We start from the raw sequence: 17,105 nt of genomic DNA on the forward strand, positions 1-17,105 counted from the left end.
ACGTCGGAAGCGGGCAGGGGGCCGCTGGTCGGCCGCCCCCTGCCCGGGTTGTCATCACCATATCTTGACCCGTTTGGCCGGGTCCAGATAGAGCTTGTCGCCGGGCTGGATCTTGAATGCCTCGTAGAAGGCGGGGATGTTCGGTACCACGCCGTTGACCCGGTATTCCGGCGGCGAGTGGGGATCCGAGGCGAGCAGCATCTGCATCAGCTCGGGGCGATACATGCCCTTCCACACCTGGGCCCAGCCGAGGAAGAAGCGCTGCTCGCCGGTAAAACCGTCCAGCACCGGGGCCTCCTTGCCATCCAGGGAGAGCAGGTAGGCCTTGTGGGCGATGGTGAGGCCGCCGAGATCGCCGATGTTCTCCCCCAGGGTAAACTGGCCGTTGACGTACTGGCCCTTGATGGGCTCGAAGCGGTTGTACTGGGCCACCAGCCGGCTGGTGCGGAAGCGAAACTCCTTGAGATCCGCCGGCGTCCACCAGTCGCGCATCACGCCGTCACCGTCGGATTTGGCCCCCTGATCATCAAAACCGTGGCCCATCTCGTGGCCGATCACCCCGCCGATGGCGCCGTAGTTGACCGCATCGTCCGCCGTCATGTCGAAGAAGGGGGGCTGCAAAATGGCGGCCGGGAAGACTATCTCGTTGTTGCTCGGGTTGTAGTAGGCGTTCACCGTCTGGGGTGACATGTGCCACTCGTCCCGATCGACCGGCTTGCCGAGGCGAGCCAGGTTGTCGGCGTATTCGAAGGCGCGGGCCCGCTGCAGGTTGCCCACCAGATCGTCGGGGCGAATGGTGATGGCGCTGTAGTCCTTCCACTTGTCCGGGTAGCCGATCTTGGGTCTGAACTTGGCGAGCTTCTCGAGGGCCTGGGTCTTGGTGGCCGGGGACATCCAGTCCAGCTCCTGGATGCTCTGGCCGTAGGCGGTGCGCAGGTTCTCCACCAGCTGCTCCATACGGGCCTTGGCCGCAGGCGGGAAGTAGCGCTCGACATAGAGCTTGCCCACCGCCTCCCCAAGGTTGTTGTCCAGTACCCCGAGGGCCCGCTCCCAGGGGGCGCGCTGCTTGGGCGTGCCGCTAAGAGCGGTGCCGAAGAAGGCAAAATTCTGGGCATCGGTCTGGCTGTCGAGGTAGGGGGCGTAATCGGTGATGAGCTGCCACTTGAGGTAGGCCTGCCAGTCAGCGACCGGGGTCTGCTGCATCACCTCGTTCAGGGCCGAGAGGTAGGTGGGCTGGCCGATGACCAGGCTCTGCTGCCCCGCAAGGCCGGCCTGGGCCAGGTAGGTGTCCCAGTCGATGGCGGGGGCGAGGCGCCCCAGCTCGCTCACCGGCCCCTTGTTGTAGTTCTTCTCTCTGTCTCGCAGGGCCACGTTGTCCCACTGGATCTGGGCGAGCCTGGTCTCGAGGGCCAGGATGCGTTTCGCCTTGGCCTGGGCATCCGTCTCACCGAAGCGGCTCAGCATGGCGGCGATGTGTTGCTCGTACTTGTGCAGCAGCGCCTGGCTGTTGGGGTCGCGCTTGAGGTAGTAGTCCCGATCCGGCAGGCCGAGGCCGGCCTGGTAGAGGTAGACGGCATAGCTGTCAGGGGCCTTGGCGTCGGCGTCTATCCAGAAACCGAAGGGGGAGCCGCCACCGGTGCGGGCGCTCTGGGCGAAGGCCCGGGCGAGATCCTGCGGTGTGCTGATCTGCTCTATCTCGCTCAGCATTGGCAGCAGGGGCGTGGTGCCCTTGGCGTTGCGGGCGGCCTGATCCAGATAGCTCTGGTAGAGGTCGTGGATCTGCTGGGCCGGGGTGCCGGCGGCGGCTTTGCCATCCAGCCCCTCCACCAGCACCCGCACGTCCGCCAGGGATTTGTCCCGCAGCAGGTAGAAGGCGCCGTCGGCGGGCCTGTCATCGGGGATCTTGGCCGTGGCGAGCCAGTGGCCGTTCACGTAGCGGAAGAAGTCGTCACCAGGCTTGACGCTGGTGTCCATGTTGGCCAGCGCAAGGCCGGAGTGTTTGTCCGGTTGGCTCGGTGCCTGACTGCAACCGGCCAGCAGGGCCAGCCCGACGAGGGTGGCCAGGATGTGTTTCTTGTTGTTCATTATGGTTTTATTCCAATTCGGGTTATATGGCTTCCTTGCCCACGCAGGGAGCGATTCACTCTAGCAGCCGGGTTAGCGCTTGATAAGCCCGACTCTGCTAAGATCGGCCTGGTCGTATTGGGGAAGCCTATGATTTCTCGTATTTATTCTCGTTTTTGTCAGACCCTGCCCGCGCCGGAAGGTTCCCGCGGTCTGCTGGTGGCTTTCAGCGGCGGGCTCGACTCCACCGTCTTGCTGGTGCTGGCGGCCCGTTTTGCCCGCGCCCACGGCCTCGCCCTGAACGCCCTGCACGTTCATCACGGCCTGAGCCCACATGCCGACGACTGGGTGGCTCACTGCGAAGGGGTGTGCCGGCAACTGGCGGTGCCCCTCATCGTGGAGCGGGTGCAGCTCTGTCGAGGCAACGGGGAGAGCCTGGAGGCCCAGGCGCGGGCGGCGCGTTATGAGCGACTCGCCGCCCACCTGGAGGAAGGGGAGTGGCTGCTCACCGCTCACCATCAGGACGATCAGCTGGAGACCCTGCTGCTGGCGCTCAAGCGGGGTGCCGGTCTGCGCGGGCTGGCGGGCATGGTGGCGAGCCAGCCTTTTGCCGCAGGCCATCTGTTGCGCCCCTTGCTCGACATGAGCCGGGCCGAGCTGGCGGAAGCCGCGCAGTCACTTCCTTATGGCTGGGTAGAGGATGAGAGCAACGAGGACCCGAGCTATGACCGCAACTTCCTGCGCCAGCAGATCATCCCCCTGCTCAAGGACCGCTGGCCCGCCATGGCCCGGACGACGGCGCGCACCATGGCCCTGTGCGCCGAGCAGGAGGCGCTTATCAGCGAGCTGGCCGAGGCGGACTGGCAGGCGGTGGGTGAGGGAGAAGGGCTGCGCATTGACGGACTCCTCTCCCTCTCCCCCGTGCGGCGCAACAACCTGCTGCGCCACTGGATCCGCCGTCAGGGGGGAGAGATGCCCTCCCGCGAGCTGCTGGGCCTGCTGTGGCAGGAGGTGGCGCTGGCGCGCGATGACGCCAACCCCAGGTTGAGCCTGCAAGGGTTGGCGTGTCGCCGCTATCAGGGGCGCCTCTACCTGGTGGCGCCGGATCTCGCCCCCCGCGAGGAGGTGCTGCCCATCGGGATGGAAGAGACGCTCACTCTGCCGGACGGGCTCGGGCAGTTCAGGCTCTGGAGAACGGATGGCGAAGGGTTGCGGACACCGAGGGGGGACGAGCCGCTCTCGGTGCGTTTTCAGGTCGCCCCCGGCGTCATGCTGAAACCGGTGGGGCGGGTGGGCAGCCGGCGGCTCAAGAAGCTGCTGCAAGAGTACGGGGTGCCCTCCTGGCAGCGGGGGCGCATTCCCATCCTCTACTACGGTGAACAGGTGGCACTGGTGGCCGGGCTCTTTGTCTGCGACGGATTTCTGGCGCCAGAAGAGGGGATGGCGTGGGAGTGGCGGCCCACCGTCATCACGGATACGGAGTGACATCGCAGAGTGACAGGGGGCCGGGAGGTGAAGGGTGATGCCCTATTCGGGCAGGCCGGAGCCCCCGGCTTTCTTGCGGGCGTAAAGATGAGTATCGGCCATCTCGTAGAGGCGCTGCACATCCATGCCCGACTGCCAGCTGGCGGCTCCCAGGCTGCACCCCACCGAGAAGGCGCTGAGCTCCTTGTGGCTGTGGAGCACATGTTGCAACCGCAGCCAGACCGGGCGCCAGGCCTCGGGGTCCGCGGGTTGCAGCAGCAGGGCAAACTCGTCCCCGCCGAGGCGAAACGCCTGATCCGTCCCGCGAATGCACCCCTGCAGCAACTGGGCGAAGCGGCTTAGCACCAGGTCGCCCACCGGGTGGCCCCAGGTGTCATTGACCTGCTTGAATCTGTCGAGATCCAGCAGCACCAGCACCAGGCCATGGGGTTCCCGGCTGTGTTGCTCCACCGCACGGCCAATGGCCTCGTCGAAGTAGGCGCGATTGCCAAGTCCGGTCAGGTGGTCGAGCCGCACCTGCTGCTCCAGCCGATCCAGCCGCAGATAGAGGGGCAGGGGGAGGCTGAACAGCTGATGATATTGCTCAAGCAACCGCCTCTGGCCGTCGCTCAGAGGGTGCTCCAGCTCGTAGTGCAACTGGCCGAGCAACTGCTCGTGTCGTCCCCGCAGCTCGAAGCGATAGGCATGCAGGGTCAGCCTGGCCTGGGGCGGGTGCGAGATGAGAGGATGGGGCTGGCCACAGTCGAACTGGAGCGAGTGGATCCGGACAATGTTTGCCACCCGCTCGGCAAAGATTGCCAGCAGGGCGTCAAGATCCCGTTGCCCCAGCAACTGCTCTATCTGCTGATAGCGGTCCTGCCCGGTCAAGGGCGCAAGCCGCTCCATCTGCTGTACCCACTGCTCTATGCCATGTCCGAAGCCGTTCAATGACGATGTGTTTTCCACGTTACAGCCCTTACACCTCTCCATTCATTGCGCAGGCTCTTGCAAGCCCTGTGCCTAAAATATGTCCGATGAAAAACAAGGGGGCTGGCTAGGCTTAACGGGATGAAACGGGAGGGGAAATCCCTGCCGCTGAGCGAGTGGCGTGCCATATGGGGAGCGGGCGCTGTGCTTGCTGTGTCAGGGAAGAGGGCGCCGGGCAGATGAAGGAGAGGGATGGGTGTACGCCGATGTGTTGATCCTGCTGATCTTCGCCGTTGTGCTGGTGGCCATTTTCCGGCGCCTCGGCCAGCCGGTGATCCTTGCCTATCTGTTTGCCGGCATGCTGCTCGGCCCCCACGGCGTGGCCATCGTCACGGGTCAGGCCATGATGCAGACCATAGGGGAGCTTGGCATCGTGTTCCTGATGTTCTCCCTCGGGCTCGAGTTCTCCCTGCCGCGTCTGCTCGCCATGCGCAAGCTGGTGCTGGGGGTCGGCAGCCTGCAGGTGCTGCTCACCTCACTGCTGTTTTTCGGGCTCGGCTGGTGGTGGGGGCTGAGCCTGGCCCAGGCGCTGGTGGTGTCAGGCACCCTGGCGCTCTCCTCCACCGCCGTGGTGATCAAGCAGCTCGGCGAGCTCAAGCAGCTCCATACCCGGCGAGCCCAGCTCGGGGTGAGCGTGCTGCTGTTCCAGGATCTTGCCGTGGTGCCCCTGCTGGTGATGATCCCCATCCTGGCCCAGCCCGAGGTGCAGGGCAGCGCCCTGCTGGCGGAGGTCGCCTGGGCCTCCCTCAAGGGGTTGTTTGCGCTCTCCGTGCTACTGGCGGTGGGGAAGTGGCTGCTGCCCATGCTGTTTTTCGAGGTGGCGCGCGCACGTTCAGATGAACTCTTCGTACTGAGTGCCCTGCTGGTGGCATTGCTGGCGGCCTCCCTGACCCAGTGGATGGGGCTCTCCATGGCGCTCGGTGCCTTTCTGGCGGGCATGATGCTGGGGGAGTCCCACTATCGTCATCAGCTCGAGGTGGACATCAAGCCGTTTCGCGACGTGTTGATGGGGCTCTTCTTCATTACCATCGGCATGACCATGGACTGGGCGCTGGTGGCGGACGCCTGGTGGCAGGTGCTGGCCTGTGTGACGGGGCTCATCCTGTGCAAGTCGCTGCTCATATTGCTGGCGGGCCGCCTGATGGGGGAGCGCAAGCGCGACGCCATGGCCGCCGGCATCATGTTGAGCCAGGTCGGGGAGTTCGGTTTTGTGCTGCTGGCGCTGGCGAGTCATCACGGCTTGCTGGATCACCAGCTGGTCTCTCTGCTCATCGGCATCGGTGTCATCTCCATCGCCCTCACCCCCTGGCTGGTGTTGCGGGCGCTGGGACTTGCCCACTCCCTCACCGACAGTGCCCTGCTCTCTCGCGCCGAGGTGGCCCAGTCGGGCCTGAGCAAACACCAGCACGTCATCATCGCCGGGTTCGGACGCACCGGCCAAACCTGTGCCCGCTTTCTCAAGCTCGAAGAGATCCCCTTCCTGGCCCTGGATCTCGATCCCGAGCGGGTGAGCGAGGCGAAGCTCGCGGGGGAGCAGGTGGCGTTCGGCGATGCCAGCCGGCGCGACATCCTGCTGGCGGCCGGTCTGCTGCGGGCGCGGCTGGTGATCATCACCTTCGACGATCGCAAGCGGGTCGATGCCATGCTGACGCTGATCCGGGAGCTGGCGGGGGAGATCAAGGTGCTGGTGCGTACCCGGGATGACAGCTTCCTTGAACACTACAAGCAGGCCGGCGCCTTCGAGGTGATCCCCGAATCCCAGGAGGGAGCCCTGATGCTGGTCTCCCACCTGCTGCTCAACTGCGACATACCCATCGGCCGGGTGATCCGGCGCATGGAGCACGAGCGCAGCAGCCAGTATCGCTTTTTGCACGGTTTCTACTGGGGCGGCAAGAGTGCGGGCAATCTGGAAACGGATCAACTGCTCGAGCGGCTGCATCCCGTGCTGCTGCACGACCAGGCCTGGGCGGTGGGACACAGGGTACAGGATCTCGCCCTGGGAGAGGTGCGCATCAAGGCGATTCATCGCGGGGAGCGCAGCCTGGATCCCAGGCGCGAGCTGGTACTGGCGGCGGGCGATACCCTGGTGCTTTTCGGCACGGCCGTGGCCATGGAACAGGCGGAGCAGCGCCTGCTGGAGGGACGCTAGGATCTCCTTGCCATGGGATAAGGCCCCTCAGGCCTCTTCGCGAAACTGCTCCTGCCTCCCGCTGCCCGGCAGGTCGAGGAAGGCCTCGATGCGCTGGCGGTGATCCAGCGCGTCCTGGTATCCCAGCTTGATGAGCCGCTGGCAATAGCCGGGATCAAACATCAGGAAGCTGGCCAGGCTGCTGCTCTCTTCGCCGTTGACCCCGAGCACCCGCAGCAGACGGCGCAGCTGGGTCGGCAACCGTGGGAGGTATTCGAGGGCGATGAGGTCGAGATCCTGGCTGGGGCGGATCACGCAGGTCTCCACCTGGCGCAGTTTCAGTCGACTGCGCTCCCGTGCCGGAATGAGGGAAAGGGTCTGGTTGATGCGCCCGAGCCGCTCCAGATCCGAATTGAGGGTGTCGGAGAAGACGGTGTTGAGCAGATGGCTCGCGATGTTGGAGCTGGTCAGGTGCCCCTGGCGGGGAGTCGGGTTCTCCCTGTGAGGGGAGTCCAGGGTCACCAGCAGGATCCGCTCCGCCCCCAGGTGGATGGCGGGGCTGAGCGGGCTCAGCTGGTGGATGGAGCCATCCCCGTAGACGCGATCGCCGATGGGGGTGGCGGGAAAGACAAAGGGCAGCGCCGACGAGGCCAGCAGATGATCCGAGGTGAGCAGGGTTCGCAGGCCACGTCGTCTGGCGCGCTCCCAGGGCTGATGTTCGGCCCGCCCCTGGAAGAAGGTGGTGGAGAGGCCGTCATCGTAGTCGGAGGCCGTGATGGCGATGGCCTCCAGGCTGCCGTAGAGAATGTTGTCATCAATTCGGTGATAGTCGATGAGCTGATCCAGTAGACGGCGCAGGGGGGCGTTGTCAAACAGGTGAAAGGCGCGGTTGCTCTGGGGGGTGATGAGGCCGGCCGAGCCCTGATAGAGGGTGCGCCACAGCAGTTGGCAAGGGTGGAAGTCGAAGATGTGGTGGGTCTCGAAACGTCGCCAGACCCACTCCAGCTTGCGCACCCCCAGATGGAAACAGGAGGCGTAGCACGCCAGCGCCGTGATGTTGAGAGCCCCCGCCGAGGTGCCGCACAAAATGGGGAAGGGGATGCCGATGTTGCGGGGGTAGAGTTCGGCCACCGCCTTGAGTGCGCCGACCTGATAGGCGGCGCGGGCACCACCACCAGTCAGCAGAAGAGCAGTATTGGGTCTGGCCATGAGGATGCGCCTTATCGTGATCGCCAGGGCGGGTTGCCACCGCGCAATTCAACTATAAGACGTTGTATACCGGATAAAAATGGGCCGCACGCTCAATTTTTGCGGCCCGTTTCATTTTCAGTTTGCCAAAGGCGTCTGGCTCAGTTGATCGAAGGCGGCGAAGGCTGGAGGGCTTGCCAGAATACGGCCATGGCCGAGCCCCCGGGTGCTCACCAGCCGGGTGCGGCCATCCTGGGCCGCGCGCAGGGAGTCGCCATGGGGAGCGAATCTGTCCTCTTCGTCGTGCACTATGATGGCCTCGCCGCTGCGCCGGGCGAGCCGGCCCAGCGGATCGACCGTGCTGAGCGGGTGCTGGTATTCGTGTTCTATCTCCTTGACCACCGCATCGAACAGCCGGATGGAGTAGCCGGAGCGCGCCACCATGCCGTAGAGCTGGGGCACGTAGTCGAGCACCGGGGAGATGAGCAGCAGCGGCAGCGCATCCATGGCAGGGTGACGGCTGCTGAGGGTGACGGCGCCCCCCATGCTGTGGGTGACGACGCCCTGGACGGGGTCGACCCGCTCGAGGATCTCGTCGAAAGCGCGCACGAAGCGGGGCAGGTGGCCCCTGTTCCCTTCACTCCGGCCGTGGGCGGGGTGATCGTAGGCGAGGGCCGTATAGCCCTGGGCGGCGATATGGCTCATCAGCGGATAGAACTGGCTGGCACTGCCTGACCAGCCGTGCATCAGCAGCCAGACCGGCCCCTGGCCGAGCCGGTAGCTCATCAGGGTCCCTTCACTGGTGTGGATGGCCTGCTCGACCAGGCCAGCCGGGGCTGCGACGTCCCGGGTCGCCCGCTGCGGGGTGAGCAGCAGCTTGCTGGCGGTGCGCTTGGCGTGGGTGGGCGCGAGCACGTGATGCAGGCGGGTGCCGAGGCCCAGCAGCAACTTGCTCGGGCTGAAGCGGCGTGTGTTGAAGTAGATCTTGCTGCTCATGGTCATCCTGTGTCTTTTGTGTGCGAACGGTCGTGCTTTTTTGCGGCTTTTTAAAAAGAAGAGCCCGTCGGGTTAGCGCCAGCTGGCCAGCAATTGTTCCACCTCGGGCCAGAAGTGGCGGGCCGGATCCTCGCTGAGCCCCAGGGCATGGAACACCTGATCCCCGAGATAGAGGCCATAGAGGCGATAGACGGCGCGCCAGGGATCGAGATCGCTGCGCCACTCCCCTCTGGCCTGCCCCTGCACTACCTGGCGTGCCAGGTAGTCGAGCCAGAAACGGACCAGCTCGCGTGCCGCCTGCTGGACCTCACCCTCCTGGGCGGAGGTCCAGGCATCGAGGAACATGCAGCGGCCGGCAAAACTCTGGTTCCAGGCCAGCCAGGCCTGCAACAGGGCGAGCAGTTTCTCCTGCTGGGTGGCGTGTCCCTGTTGGCGCACCGGCTGGATCACCCGCTCCCGAAATACCTCGGCGGAATGGGTGAGTACGGCGATCTGCAGGTTGTCACGGGACTGGAAGTGGGCGAACAGACCGCTTTTTGACATCTCGCAGGCCGTTGCGAGGGAGCCTATGGTGAGGCTCTCCAGCCCCTGCTGGCTCGCCTGCTCGAATGCAGTCTGCAAAATGGTGTCGCGGGTCAGACGTCCCTTGCTCATCCGGCTCTCCTCTCTCTGGGCTGGCAGCATAAAGTACGACCGTGCTAATTGTCGAGCCGCAAATGGTGCAGGGAGGCCGTTTCCGGCTGCCGCGGGGGGCCAGAGAGTCTGCTGGGGGCGGTTGTGGCTGGCTTGTTACGAGCCAGCCGGGGACGAGCTCAGTCGTCCTTGATGCCCATTTGCTGCAGGGCGATGACTGCCTGGGTGCGGTGCTTGACCCCGAGTTTGCGGAAGGCGGAGTGATATGGGCTCTGATGGTGGCAAGGGGCTCAACTGTCCTTGATATCCATCTGCTGGAGGGCGATGACCGCCTGGGTGGGGTTTTTGACCCCAAGTTTGCGGAAGGCGGAGTGATATGGGCTCTGATGATGGCAAGGGGCTCAACTGTCCTTGATATCCATCTGCTGGAGGGCGATGACCGCCTGGGTGCGGTTTTTGACCCCGAGTTTGCGGAAAATCGCGGTGATATGGGCCTTGATGGTCGCCTCGGAGACGTTGAGCTCCCAGGCGATCTGTTTGTTGAGGCTGCCATCCCGCAACATGATGAGCACCTTGTATTGCTGGGGGGTGAGGCTGGCCAGCTTGGTGGCGAAATCGGGCCCATCGCCGGGCTCGGGATGGAGGGAGATGCCTTCCGGCACCCAGTTGTCCCCCCCGATCACCGTATTGAGGGCGCTGACCAGCTCTTTCATGGGGACGGACTTGGGAATGAAGCCGAGCGCGCCCAGGCGCAGCACCTGCTGGATGATGGCGGGATCCTCGGAGGCCGAGACCACGACGATGGGGAGATCCGGGTGATGTCCGCGCAGATAGGCCAGCCCCTCGAAGCCGTTGGCCCCCGGCATCTTGAGATCCAGCAGCAGCAGGTCGACGTCGGGATGTTCGTCGAGCAGGTGGCTCAGGCTGTCGATGGAGTCAGCTTCCAGCAATCTGGCGTCGTCGATGGCCATGTGCACCGCTTGATAGAGGGCGCCCCGAAACAGGGGGTGGTCATCTGCGATGACGATGGTAAATTGGCTGTCCATAGCTCACATTGTTGCTAACTGATTGTTTTGAAAAATCAAACTAGCACTGCTACCCAAGTGGGTCAAACCCGCCAGTACGCAAATGTGAGGTGGTCATCGGATGTCGTGCCACGGGGCCGGCGGGATGGCCAGTAAACAACCCATGCAGGAGGCAATCGATGGGATCCCTGGTTTTGACGGTGGGCACGGGCTCCACCTGGGCAATGAGAACGGCGCTGGTGCTGGCCATGAGCGGGCTCAAGTGGCAGGAGCAGGTCTTCGATCTGGAAGATGCCAAGGAGCTGCAACGGCTCAAGCGCACGGCCCCCGCCGGCCTGGTGCCCTGGCTCGACGACGGTGAGCTGCGTATTCACGACTCTCTGGCCATCGCCGAATATCTCCACGAGTGCTGCCCGGAGCGTCACCTTTATCCGGTGGACAAGGCCGAACGGGCCCTGGCCCGCAGCCTGTGCGCCGAGCTGCACGCCGGTTTTCGCCAGATCCGCACCCTGCTGCCCTTCTTCCTGGGGGCGCCCACCCAGAGTGAACCGCCGGTGGAGGTCATTGACGAGCTGGCCCGGTTGCAGACTCTCTGGTCCCAGGCGCGGGGGCCCTTCTATTTCGACGAGGCGAGCATTCTGGATGCCTTCTATGCGGTGATGGCCTATCGACTGGCAAGCTATGGCATTTCGCTGCCCGGTCAGGCTGGCGCCTATCAGCAGGCCTTGCTGGCCTGGCCCCTGTGGCAGGAAACCCTGCTCAGGGCGAGGTTGCAGTGGCCAAAGGCGGCCCGCCAGTCTGATTGATGCGGGCGTCGGCAAGACAAAAAAGGGGAGCCATCGGCTCCCCTTTTTATTCAGGCCAGGTGGCTATTTCTGCCGACCCGCGAAGACCACGACCACTTTGTCTTCTCCTTTCTCCCGCACGAAGCCGTAGGGGGCATCGGAAATCTTCTTGTGGCTGCCCGCCGCGATGGCAGGGTGGGCGGCACGGAACTGGCCGAGCCGTTGCCAGTGCTTGACCAGCTCCGCCTTCTCGCCACTCGCCAGCTCCTGCCAGTTCATGTCCGAGCGCACACTCTGATCGAACACGCCGCCATCCTTGGCCAGCCCCCGGCCGGACTCGTCGCCATAGTAGATCTGGATGCCCCCCGGCAGCAGCATGAAGCTGTTGGCCACCCGCCGTTGCAGCGCCACGTCCTGGTAGTCGCCGAAGAAGAGCTTGGTGTCGTGGGAGCTGATGTAGCTCAGCACGTTGAACTCGGGATCCTGGTTGATGCGGCTGGCGTAGCTCGCATAGGTGGGCTCTGCCCCCGCCATGCACTGGGCCTGGGGCAGGGCGAATTCACGCTGGTAGTCGAAGTTGATCAGGGAATCGAAGCCGTGCTGGTACCAGAAGTCCTTGGCGACCCCGTGATCCCACACCTCGCCCACCATGTAGAAGGGAAGGTCATCGAGGGCCTTGCCAGGGTTGGCGGCCTTCCACTCCTTGAGCGCGTCGGTGCCCGCCTGCTTGAGCCTGGCCCAGACCGCGGGCTCCAGGTGCTTGACGGTGTCGGCACGGAAGCCGTCGATGCCGAAGCGGCGCACCCAGTCGGTGTGCCAGGCAATGAGGTAATCGCTCACGGTGGCGTTGGGCAGGGCCTTGGCCCTGGTGTCTTTTTTGGCAGCGAGCAGCGGTGGCAGCCCCACCGATCTGGTGGATTCGGTCAGGAAGTCCGGCAGTCCCGCCACCGAGCCGGTGACGTCGTCGGTGCCGGGTTGCGGGTAGCCGGGCAGGCCGGCCCGCACCCAGTCAGGGCCCCACCACTTGTCCCAGTGGGATGACTGGTAGTCGATGAACTGGTTGTAGCCATGCCAGTTGAGGCCGCCGCTCGGGCGCCATTCGTTCCAGCGACTCGGCAGCTTGCCGGTGTTCTGGGTGAGATCGGTGAGCCCCAGATCCTGCAAGTCGGCGAGGGTGGCGTAGCCTGCGTGGTTCATCACCACGTCGAGGATGATCCGCATGCCGCGCTTGTGGGCCTCGTCCACCAGGGTTTTCAGGCTCTCTTCGTCGCCGTAGTTGGGGTCGATTTTGGTGAAGTCGAGCGCCCAGTAGCCGTGGTAGGCGTAGAAGGGGAAGTTCCCCTGTTCGCCACCGCCGATGAAGCCGTGGACCTGTTCCACCATGGGGGTGATCCAGATGGCGTTGATGCCGAGTTGCTTGATGTAGTCGAGCTTCTCGGTCAGCCCCTTGAAGTCACCGCCATGCCAGGTGGCCACTTCGTCCTGACCATCCTTCTGACGACCGAAGCTGTGATCATTGGCGGGATCGCCGTTGTGGAAGCGGTCGGTCAGCAGAAAATAGACGCTCGCCTGATCCCAGCTGAAGGGAGCAGGCTTGGCGGCCTTGACCGGCTCGAGCAGCAGCAGGCCGCCGCTCTCCTTGCTCGGTGTCAGGGTGATCTTGCCGCCCTTGACCACGGCTTCCTGTCCCGAGTAGGCATCCCGCAACCGTGTGCCGTCGGGCCAGACGCCCTTGAGTGATGTCGTGACCGGGCCGCCATCCCAGCTGATGCAGGGCTCTTCCGGGGGCTGGCGTTTGAACTCGCTCTTTTTGGTTGCCCGCAACACCTTGAGGCTGGGGGTATCGGGGTTGAAGGTGAACTCGTAGTCCCCCGCCAGCATCACCCTCAGATTGAAGTCTGTCCCCTTGCTGCACTTGTCCATGGGCTGGGCGGTGCCGAAGGGAAGGGGCTTGGCCTCGGTTGGCCCGAAGCTGGTGCCGCAGCTGTTGCCCGCATCGCTGATGCGGATCTGGTGACTCCCCTTGTCCAGTCTGTGGGTCAGGGTGACGGTGCCCTTGTCCAGTGTCAGCGCCTCGGCTACCGGTTTGCCATCCACATGGAGATAGACCTCGGGGGCGGCCATCGCCTGACCGATGAACAGCGGTGTGGCGAGCACGGCCAGCCACAGGGGTGATAGGCGAAGAGCGGGGCGCGAAGAGAGACGCATAAGCCATTCCTTGAGCAGAGTGTGAGGAGCAGGGTCCGTTGAGGCACTCATTCTAGGGCGCGCTGGGGCAGGCTTGGACCGGTAAAATACCGATTTGTGACGTCAGTTCAAATGGTTACGTTTTCAAGAATGGAAAAGTGTGAACCGGGTGTCGCGGCCATGAAAAAAGCCGGTCAGTTGACCGGCTTGTAGGCATTCGGGGTGGCGTCACACGGTGAAGAACTTGAAGTTGACGAAGGCCACCGCGATGAAGGAGGCAACCATGCCGCTGATGCAGAGCACCGCAGGGCGGATGGCAGGCCAGCGATGGGCCAGCAGCACGATGGCCAGCAGAGTCGGATAGAGGCCGAACATGTAGCGGGGCATGGCGTTGAGGCCGGTCATCAGGGGGATGGTGCAGCAGATGAACATCAGGGTCGCTTCGGCCCAGCGTTTCTGGCTGAACAGGTAGCCATTCAGGCACCAGCCGAAGATCACCATGATGGAGAGATAGGCCTTGCGCCCCCCCAGCTCGAAGCCGCTCAGCCACCAGTCCAGGGGGCTGTCCATATAGCGGCCCCAGGCCACCTGGATGTGCTTGAAGGCCAGGGCATCCCCGGTGAGGTGATAGAGATAGACCATGTAGGAGAAGAGGCCGAGGGGAATGAGCCAGAGGGTGAACACCACCTTGAAGGCCCGCTCGGTGAAGCGGAAGAACTCGCGCCAGCCGTAGGCTTGCAGGGCCAGGATCAGCACCGGGAACACCATCATCACCCCCAGGTTGCGGGTGGCGGAGATGAAGATGCCGAGGAAGGCGACCATGAGCCACTGTTCGCGGTAGGCGAACAGGAACATTCCCAGCATCAGCGCCATGAACATGGGCTCGGTATAGCCGGAGACGAAATAGGCGGAGAAGGGGGAGAAGGCCAGCAGCCAGACCCCGAAGCGGGCGGTGTCGTCCCCCAGCTTGAGCTGACGCAGCACCAGCAGCATCAGGGGCAAGCTAATGAAGAAGGCGATGTTGGCCACCAGCATCAGGCCGATGAGGCTCTCCATGTCAAACAGGCTGGAGAGACCGCCGGCCAGCATGGGATAGAGGGGCATGAAGGCCCAGTTCGCCGCATTGCCCTTGCTCAACCAGCGCGGATAGAGGTCGTAGCCATTCTCGATGATGCGCTGGAACCAGACGCAGTCGAACTGGCAGTAGGCTTGCAGCGGCCCGATGTCGGTGGCGCCATAGAGCTGGACGCCGAAATAGCCCATGCCATAGAGCGCCACCCGGCTCAGCACAAAGGCGGCGACAATCATCAGCCAGTCGCGGCCGCTGATGCGCAGTGACGGGCGATAGGGGAGTGCAGCCCCGGTTGACGGGGCGGTATTGGTCATATCATTCATCAGGCAAAAACCCAGATACGGGAGAGAACGTAGGTGAGCACGGTGACGGTCAGGGTGGCGATCACCACCGGCAACAGGCCGGAGAGACCGGCAAACAGCAAACCGCTCAGGATGAGGTTACGCACCGCCAGAGAGAAGAGGGCAACCAGCAGGAACTTGCTGGCGGCACCTTGTTTCTGAAAGGTGATGTAGCGATGGCCGAAGAACGAGAACCAGAACGCCACGGCAAAGGCCAGGGTCGTGACCAGGTGCTCGGAGATGGCCGGCCAGGTATGAAACAGGGCAATGGAGGTACCCAGATCGACGAGGGTGGCCCCCCCGCCGACAAAACCGAAGCGAACCAGCCGCCAGAATTCCTCGCGGGAGATCATTGAGACGCCTGCTCCTGCTGATCATCAGCGGCTTTCGCGGCGGCCTTCTTGCCAGCGCTCTTCTTGCTGGTGGTGGGCACTTCCTGCTTCTGCTCTTCATCCTGCTTGGCGTACTGGCCGTAGACCCCTTCGATGAGGTAGACGGGGCGTTGTTTCACCTCGACGAACATGCGGCCGATGTACTCGCCGATGATGCCCAGCGACAGCAGCTGGATGCCGCCGAGGAACAGCATGACCGACATCAGGGAGGCGTAACCGGGCACGTCGATGCCGAAGAAGAGCACCTGGGTGATGATCTTGAGGATATAGAGGAAGGCGATGAAGGAGACACCGACCCCGATGTAGCTCCACACCCGCAGCGGCCAGCTGGAGAAGCTCATCAGGCCGTCAAGGGCGAAGTTCCACAGCTTCCAGTAGTTGAACTTGGTTTCGCCGGCGTGGCGGGCCGGGCGCTCGTAGGGAACGCCGACGGCGCGAAAACCGGCCCAGGCGAACAGCCCCTTCATGAAGCGGTTGCGCTCCGGCAACTGCTTGATGGCTTCGACCACCTTGCGATCGATGAGGCGGAAGTCACCGGCGTTCTCCGGCAGCTTGGTGCTGGTGGAGAGGGCGTTGAAGAAGCGGTAGAAGCCACCGGCGGTCAGGCGTTTCATCGGGGTATCGGCGCTGCGATCCACCCGGATGCCGTAGACGGTGTCATAGTCGCCGGTCTGCCACAGCTTGACGAACTCCAGAATGAGAGAGGGGGGATCCTGCAGGTCCACGTCCATGGGGACGATGGCGTCGCCCTTGGCCTGGTGCAGGCCGGCGGTCATGGCCGCTTCCTTGCCGAAGTTGCGGGCCAGGTTGACCAGGGTCACACGGGGATCCCGGGCGATGGCCTGCTCGACCACCTCACGGGTGCGGTCACGGCTGCCATCGTTGACGAACACGATTTCAAGCTGGTCTTTGAGCGGGGCCAGTTCGGTATCTATCGCGCTGATGAAGGCGTCTATGCTCTCTTCCTCGTTGTAAACGGGAACGACCAGAGAGAGTCGAAAATCGGCACGGGACATGGGAACTTCCTTATTGAAAGAATTATTTTACGGAACAGATGCTTGGGGCATTCCGCTTCACTGAGCCACGGTCAGCCGCACGGACTGGACGTTGAGTGGTGTCGGAGCGGAGAGCGCCAGGAAGTTGGGACGCTTGGGATCGGCGGTCAGGGAGTCGCCCGGCAGGCTGAGACGGATCTCGTTGATGCCCGCCTTGGCCAGCTTGACCGTGGTGGTGAAATCATGACCCAGCGCCACCTTGAGCAGGGCGCCAGCCTGGGGGCTGTTGATCCTGGCCTGGATGGTGAGCTGCTCCGGCTGGGCCTGCTGCTTGGGCAGCACGAAATAGAGACCGCCCTGACCGCTCAGCTCGGTGCCTTGCTCGCTGGGCTTCTTGGCCCAGCCTTCGCTTGAGAGGAAGCGGCTCGGCTTGGTCAGGTTGAGTTCGTTGCCGGGCTGGTAGGTCATGCTGGAGTTGTGCTCCCAGAAACGGGTCTTGCCTTCCAGGTAATAGAGCTTGTAAGCCAGGCTCACGTTGGGGTGAGCGGCCAGATAGAGGGTATAAAGGTAGAAACCGCTCAGTGCCAGGATGGCAGCCAGAAAACCGAACTTTTTGTAGGTCATATTACTCACTCGACGCCCGACAGATTGATAGGCAGATTTCGCGCATATGCTAATCCAATTGCAAAAAAAGCATAGTGGATCACAAAAATATATTTGCTCACATATTAACCCTCAATCACCCTGCTTACCAAGGGGCTTTAGGGTCGTTTGCTTCCTCTTCTTGATTGTGGCTTTTTCGGCGCCAACCTGTCTGCCGCCACCTGGGGCGCATCAGGCAAACGGCT

14 protein-coding genes and 1 pseudogene are annotated in these 17,105 nt (G+C 63.5%); 3 read left to right on the forward strand and 12 right to left on the reverse strand.

Features of this window, described 5'->3' with window-relative positions; all coding sequences use genetic code 11:
- Positions 1-54: 54 nt before the first annotated feature.
- Positions 55-2,085, reverse strand: a complete 2,031-nt coding sequence (locus tag AB5Y51_RS14055; protein ID WP_202041330.1) for a M13 family metallopeptidase — start codon at positions 2,083-2,085, stop codon at positions 55-57.
- A 129-nt stretch (positions 2,086-2,214) separates the two neighbouring features.
- Between AB5Y51_RS14055 and tilS the strand changes: the two genes are divergently transcribed.
- Positions 2,215-3,549, forward strand: a complete 1,335-nt coding sequence (gene tilS / locus AB5Y51_RS14060; protein WP_368178608.1) for a tRNA lysidine(34) synthetase TilS — start codon at positions 2,215-2,217, stop codon at positions 3,547-3,549.
- Positions 3,550-3,591: 42 nt separating this feature from the next.
- Here tilS and AB5Y51_RS14065 read toward each other — a convergent pair whose 3' ends face one another.
- A complete protein-coding gene (locus tag AB5Y51_RS14065) occupies positions 3,592-4,518 on the reverse strand; it encodes a GGDEF domain-containing protein (protein WP_368178609.1) in 927 nt (308 codons plus the stop codon).
- Positions 4,519-4,711: 193 nt separating this feature from the next.
- Here AB5Y51_RS14065 and AB5Y51_RS14070 point away from each other — a divergent pair, with 193 nt between their 5' ends.
- Positions 4,712-6,664, forward strand: coding sequence for a cation:proton antiporter (locus AB5Y51_RS14070; RefSeq protein ID WP_368178610.1), 1,953 nt, complete (start codon positions 4,712-4,714; stop codon positions 6,662-6,664).
- Positions 6,665-6,691: 27 nt separating this feature from the next.
- Here the strand turns inward: AB5Y51_RS14070 and AB5Y51_RS14075 are convergent, their stop codons facing one another.
- The 5 genes and pseudogenes from AB5Y51_RS14075 to AB5Y51_RS14095 all read right to left on the reverse strand — a co-directional run bounded on the left by AB5Y51_RS14075 (position 6,692) and on the right by AB5Y51_RS14095 (position 10,506).
- Positions 6,692-7,852: a patatin-like phospholipase family protein gene (locus tag AB5Y51_RS14075; RefSeq protein ID WP_042864253.1), complete on the reverse strand. Its 1,161-nt coding sequence runs from the start codon at positions 7,850-7,852 to the stop codon at positions 6,692-6,694.
- 117 nt (positions 7,853-7,969) lie between these two features.
- Entirely contained in the window at positions 7,970-8,827 is an 858-nt protein-coding gene (locus AB5Y51_RS14080; protein WP_368178611.1) for an alpha/beta hydrolase, read from the reverse strand.
- 72 nt (positions 8,828-8,899) lie between these two features.
- Entirely contained in the window at positions 8,900-9,481 is a 582-nt protein-coding gene (locus AB5Y51_RS14085) for a TetR/AcrR family transcriptional regulator (protein ID WP_042864251.1), read from the reverse strand.
- Between the two features lie 269 nt (positions 9,482-9,750).
- Positions 9,751-9,831 (reverse strand): annotated as a pseudogene (locus AB5Y51_RS14090) (DNA-binding response regulator); the annotation flags it as partial.
- A gap of 30 nt (positions 9,832-9,861) precedes the next feature.
- On the reverse strand, positions 9,862-10,506 hold the full coding sequence (locus AB5Y51_RS14095; protein WP_368178612.1) for a response regulator: 645 nt from the start codon (positions 10,504-10,506) through the stop codon (positions 9,862-9,864).
- A gap of 158 nt (positions 10,507-10,664) precedes the next feature.
- Here AB5Y51_RS14095 and AB5Y51_RS14100 point away from each other — a divergent pair, with 158 nt between their 5' ends.
- Positions 10,665-11,291, forward strand: a complete 627-nt coding sequence (locus tag AB5Y51_RS14100; protein ID WP_010673436.1) for a glutathione S-transferase — start codon at positions 10,665-10,667, stop codon at positions 11,289-11,291.
- A gap of 63 nt (positions 11,292-11,354) precedes the next feature.
- Here AB5Y51_RS14100 and AB5Y51_RS14105 read toward each other — a convergent pair whose 3' ends face one another.
- The 5 genes from AB5Y51_RS14105 to AB5Y51_RS14125 all read right to left on the reverse strand — a co-directional run bounded on the left by AB5Y51_RS14105 (position 11,355) and on the right by AB5Y51_RS14125 (position 16,881).
- On the reverse strand, positions 11,355-13,478 hold the full coding sequence (locus AB5Y51_RS14105) for an alpha-amylase (RefSeq protein WP_368178613.1): 2,124 nt from the start codon (positions 13,476-13,478) through the stop codon (positions 11,355-11,357).
- A 207-nt stretch (positions 13,479-13,685) separates the two neighbouring features.
- Positions 13,686-14,852, reverse strand: a complete 1,167-nt coding sequence (locus AB5Y51_RS14110) for a membrane protein (RefSeq protein ID WP_029313951.1) — start codon at positions 14,850-14,852, stop codon at positions 13,686-13,688.
- Positions 14,852-15,223 (reverse strand): GtrA family protein, encoded by a 372-nt coding sequence (locus AB5Y51_RS14115; protein ID WP_010673439.1) that lies wholly within the window; start codon positions 15,221-15,223, stop codon positions 14,852-14,854. Before AB5Y51_RS14115 ends, AB5Y51_RS14110 begins: the two co-directional genes overlap by 1 nt.
- Positions 15,220-16,278 (reverse strand): glycosyltransferase family 2 protein, encoded by a 1,059-nt coding sequence (locus AB5Y51_RS14120; RefSeq protein WP_010673440.1) that lies wholly within the window; start codon positions 16,276-16,278, stop codon positions 15,220-15,222. The genes AB5Y51_RS14115 and AB5Y51_RS14120 overlap by 4 nt, the downstream gene beginning before the upstream one ends.
- A gap of 57 nt (positions 16,279-16,335) precedes the next feature.
- Positions 16,336-16,881: a hypothetical protein gene (locus AB5Y51_RS14125; protein ID WP_010673441.1), complete on the reverse strand. Its 546-nt coding sequence runs from the start codon at positions 16,879-16,881 to the stop codon at positions 16,336-16,338.
- Between the last annotated feature and the right edge of the window lie 224 nt (positions 16,882-17,105).

The organism is Aeromonas sp. R7-1 (assembly GCF_040908115.1).
Taxonomy (GTDB): Bacteria; Pseudomonadota; Gammaproteobacteria; order Enterobacterales; family Aeromonadaceae; genus Aeromonas; species Aeromonas caviae.

Bases quoted from the DNA above. Each gene is read 5' to 3' on its own strand.
- tilS (WP_368178608.1), top strand. From the start codon at position 2,215: ATGATTTCTCGTATTTATTCTCGTTTTTGTCAGACCCTGCCCGCGCCG.
- AB5Y51_RS14125 (WP_010673441.1), bottom strand. From the start codon at position 16,881: ATGACCTACAAAAAGTTCGGTTTTCTGGCTGCCATCCTGGCACTGAGC.
- AB5Y51_RS14120 (WP_010673440.1), bottom strand. From the start codon at position 16,278: ATGTCCCGTGCCGATTTTCGACTCTCTCTGGTCGTTCCCGTTTACAAC.
- AB5Y51_RS14065 (WP_368178609.1), bottom strand. From the start codon at position 4,518: ATGGAGAGGTGTAAGGGCTGTAACGTGGAAAACACATCGTCATTGAAC.
- AB5Y51_RS14095 (WP_368178612.1), bottom strand. From the start codon at position 10,506: ATGGACAGCCAATTTACCATCGTCATCGCAGATGACCACCCCCTGTTT.
- AB5Y51_RS14085 (WP_042864251.1), bottom strand. From the start codon at position 9,481: ATGAGCAAGGGACGTCTGACCCGCGACACCATTTTGCAGACTGCATTC.
- AB5Y51_RS14080 (WP_368178611.1), bottom strand. From the start codon at position 8,827: ATGAGCAGCAAGATCTACTTCAACACACGCCGCTTCAGCCCGAGCAAG.
- AB5Y51_RS14055 (WP_202041330.1), bottom strand. From the start codon at position 2,085: ATGAACAACAAGAAACACATCCTGGCCACCCTCGTCGGGCTGGCCCTG.
- AB5Y51_RS14100 (WP_010673436.1), top strand. From the start codon at position 10,665: ATGGGATCCCTGGTTTTGACGGTGGGCACGGGCTCCACCTGGGCAATG.
- AB5Y51_RS14110 (WP_029313951.1), bottom strand. From the start codon at position 14,852: ATGAATGATATGACCAATACCGCCCCGTCAACCGGGGCTGCACTCCCC.
- AB5Y51_RS14075 (WP_042864253.1), bottom strand. From the start codon at position 7,852: ATGGCCAGACCCAATACTGCTCTTCTGCTGACTGGTGGTGGTGCCCGC.
- AB5Y51_RS14115 (WP_010673439.1), bottom strand. From the start codon at position 15,223: ATGATCTCCCGCGAGGAATTCTGGCGGCTGGTTCGCTTCGGTTTTGTC.
- AB5Y51_RS14105 (WP_368178613.1), bottom strand. From the start codon at position 13,478: ATGCGTCTCTCTTCGCGCCCCGCTCTTCGCCTATCACCCCTGTGGCTG.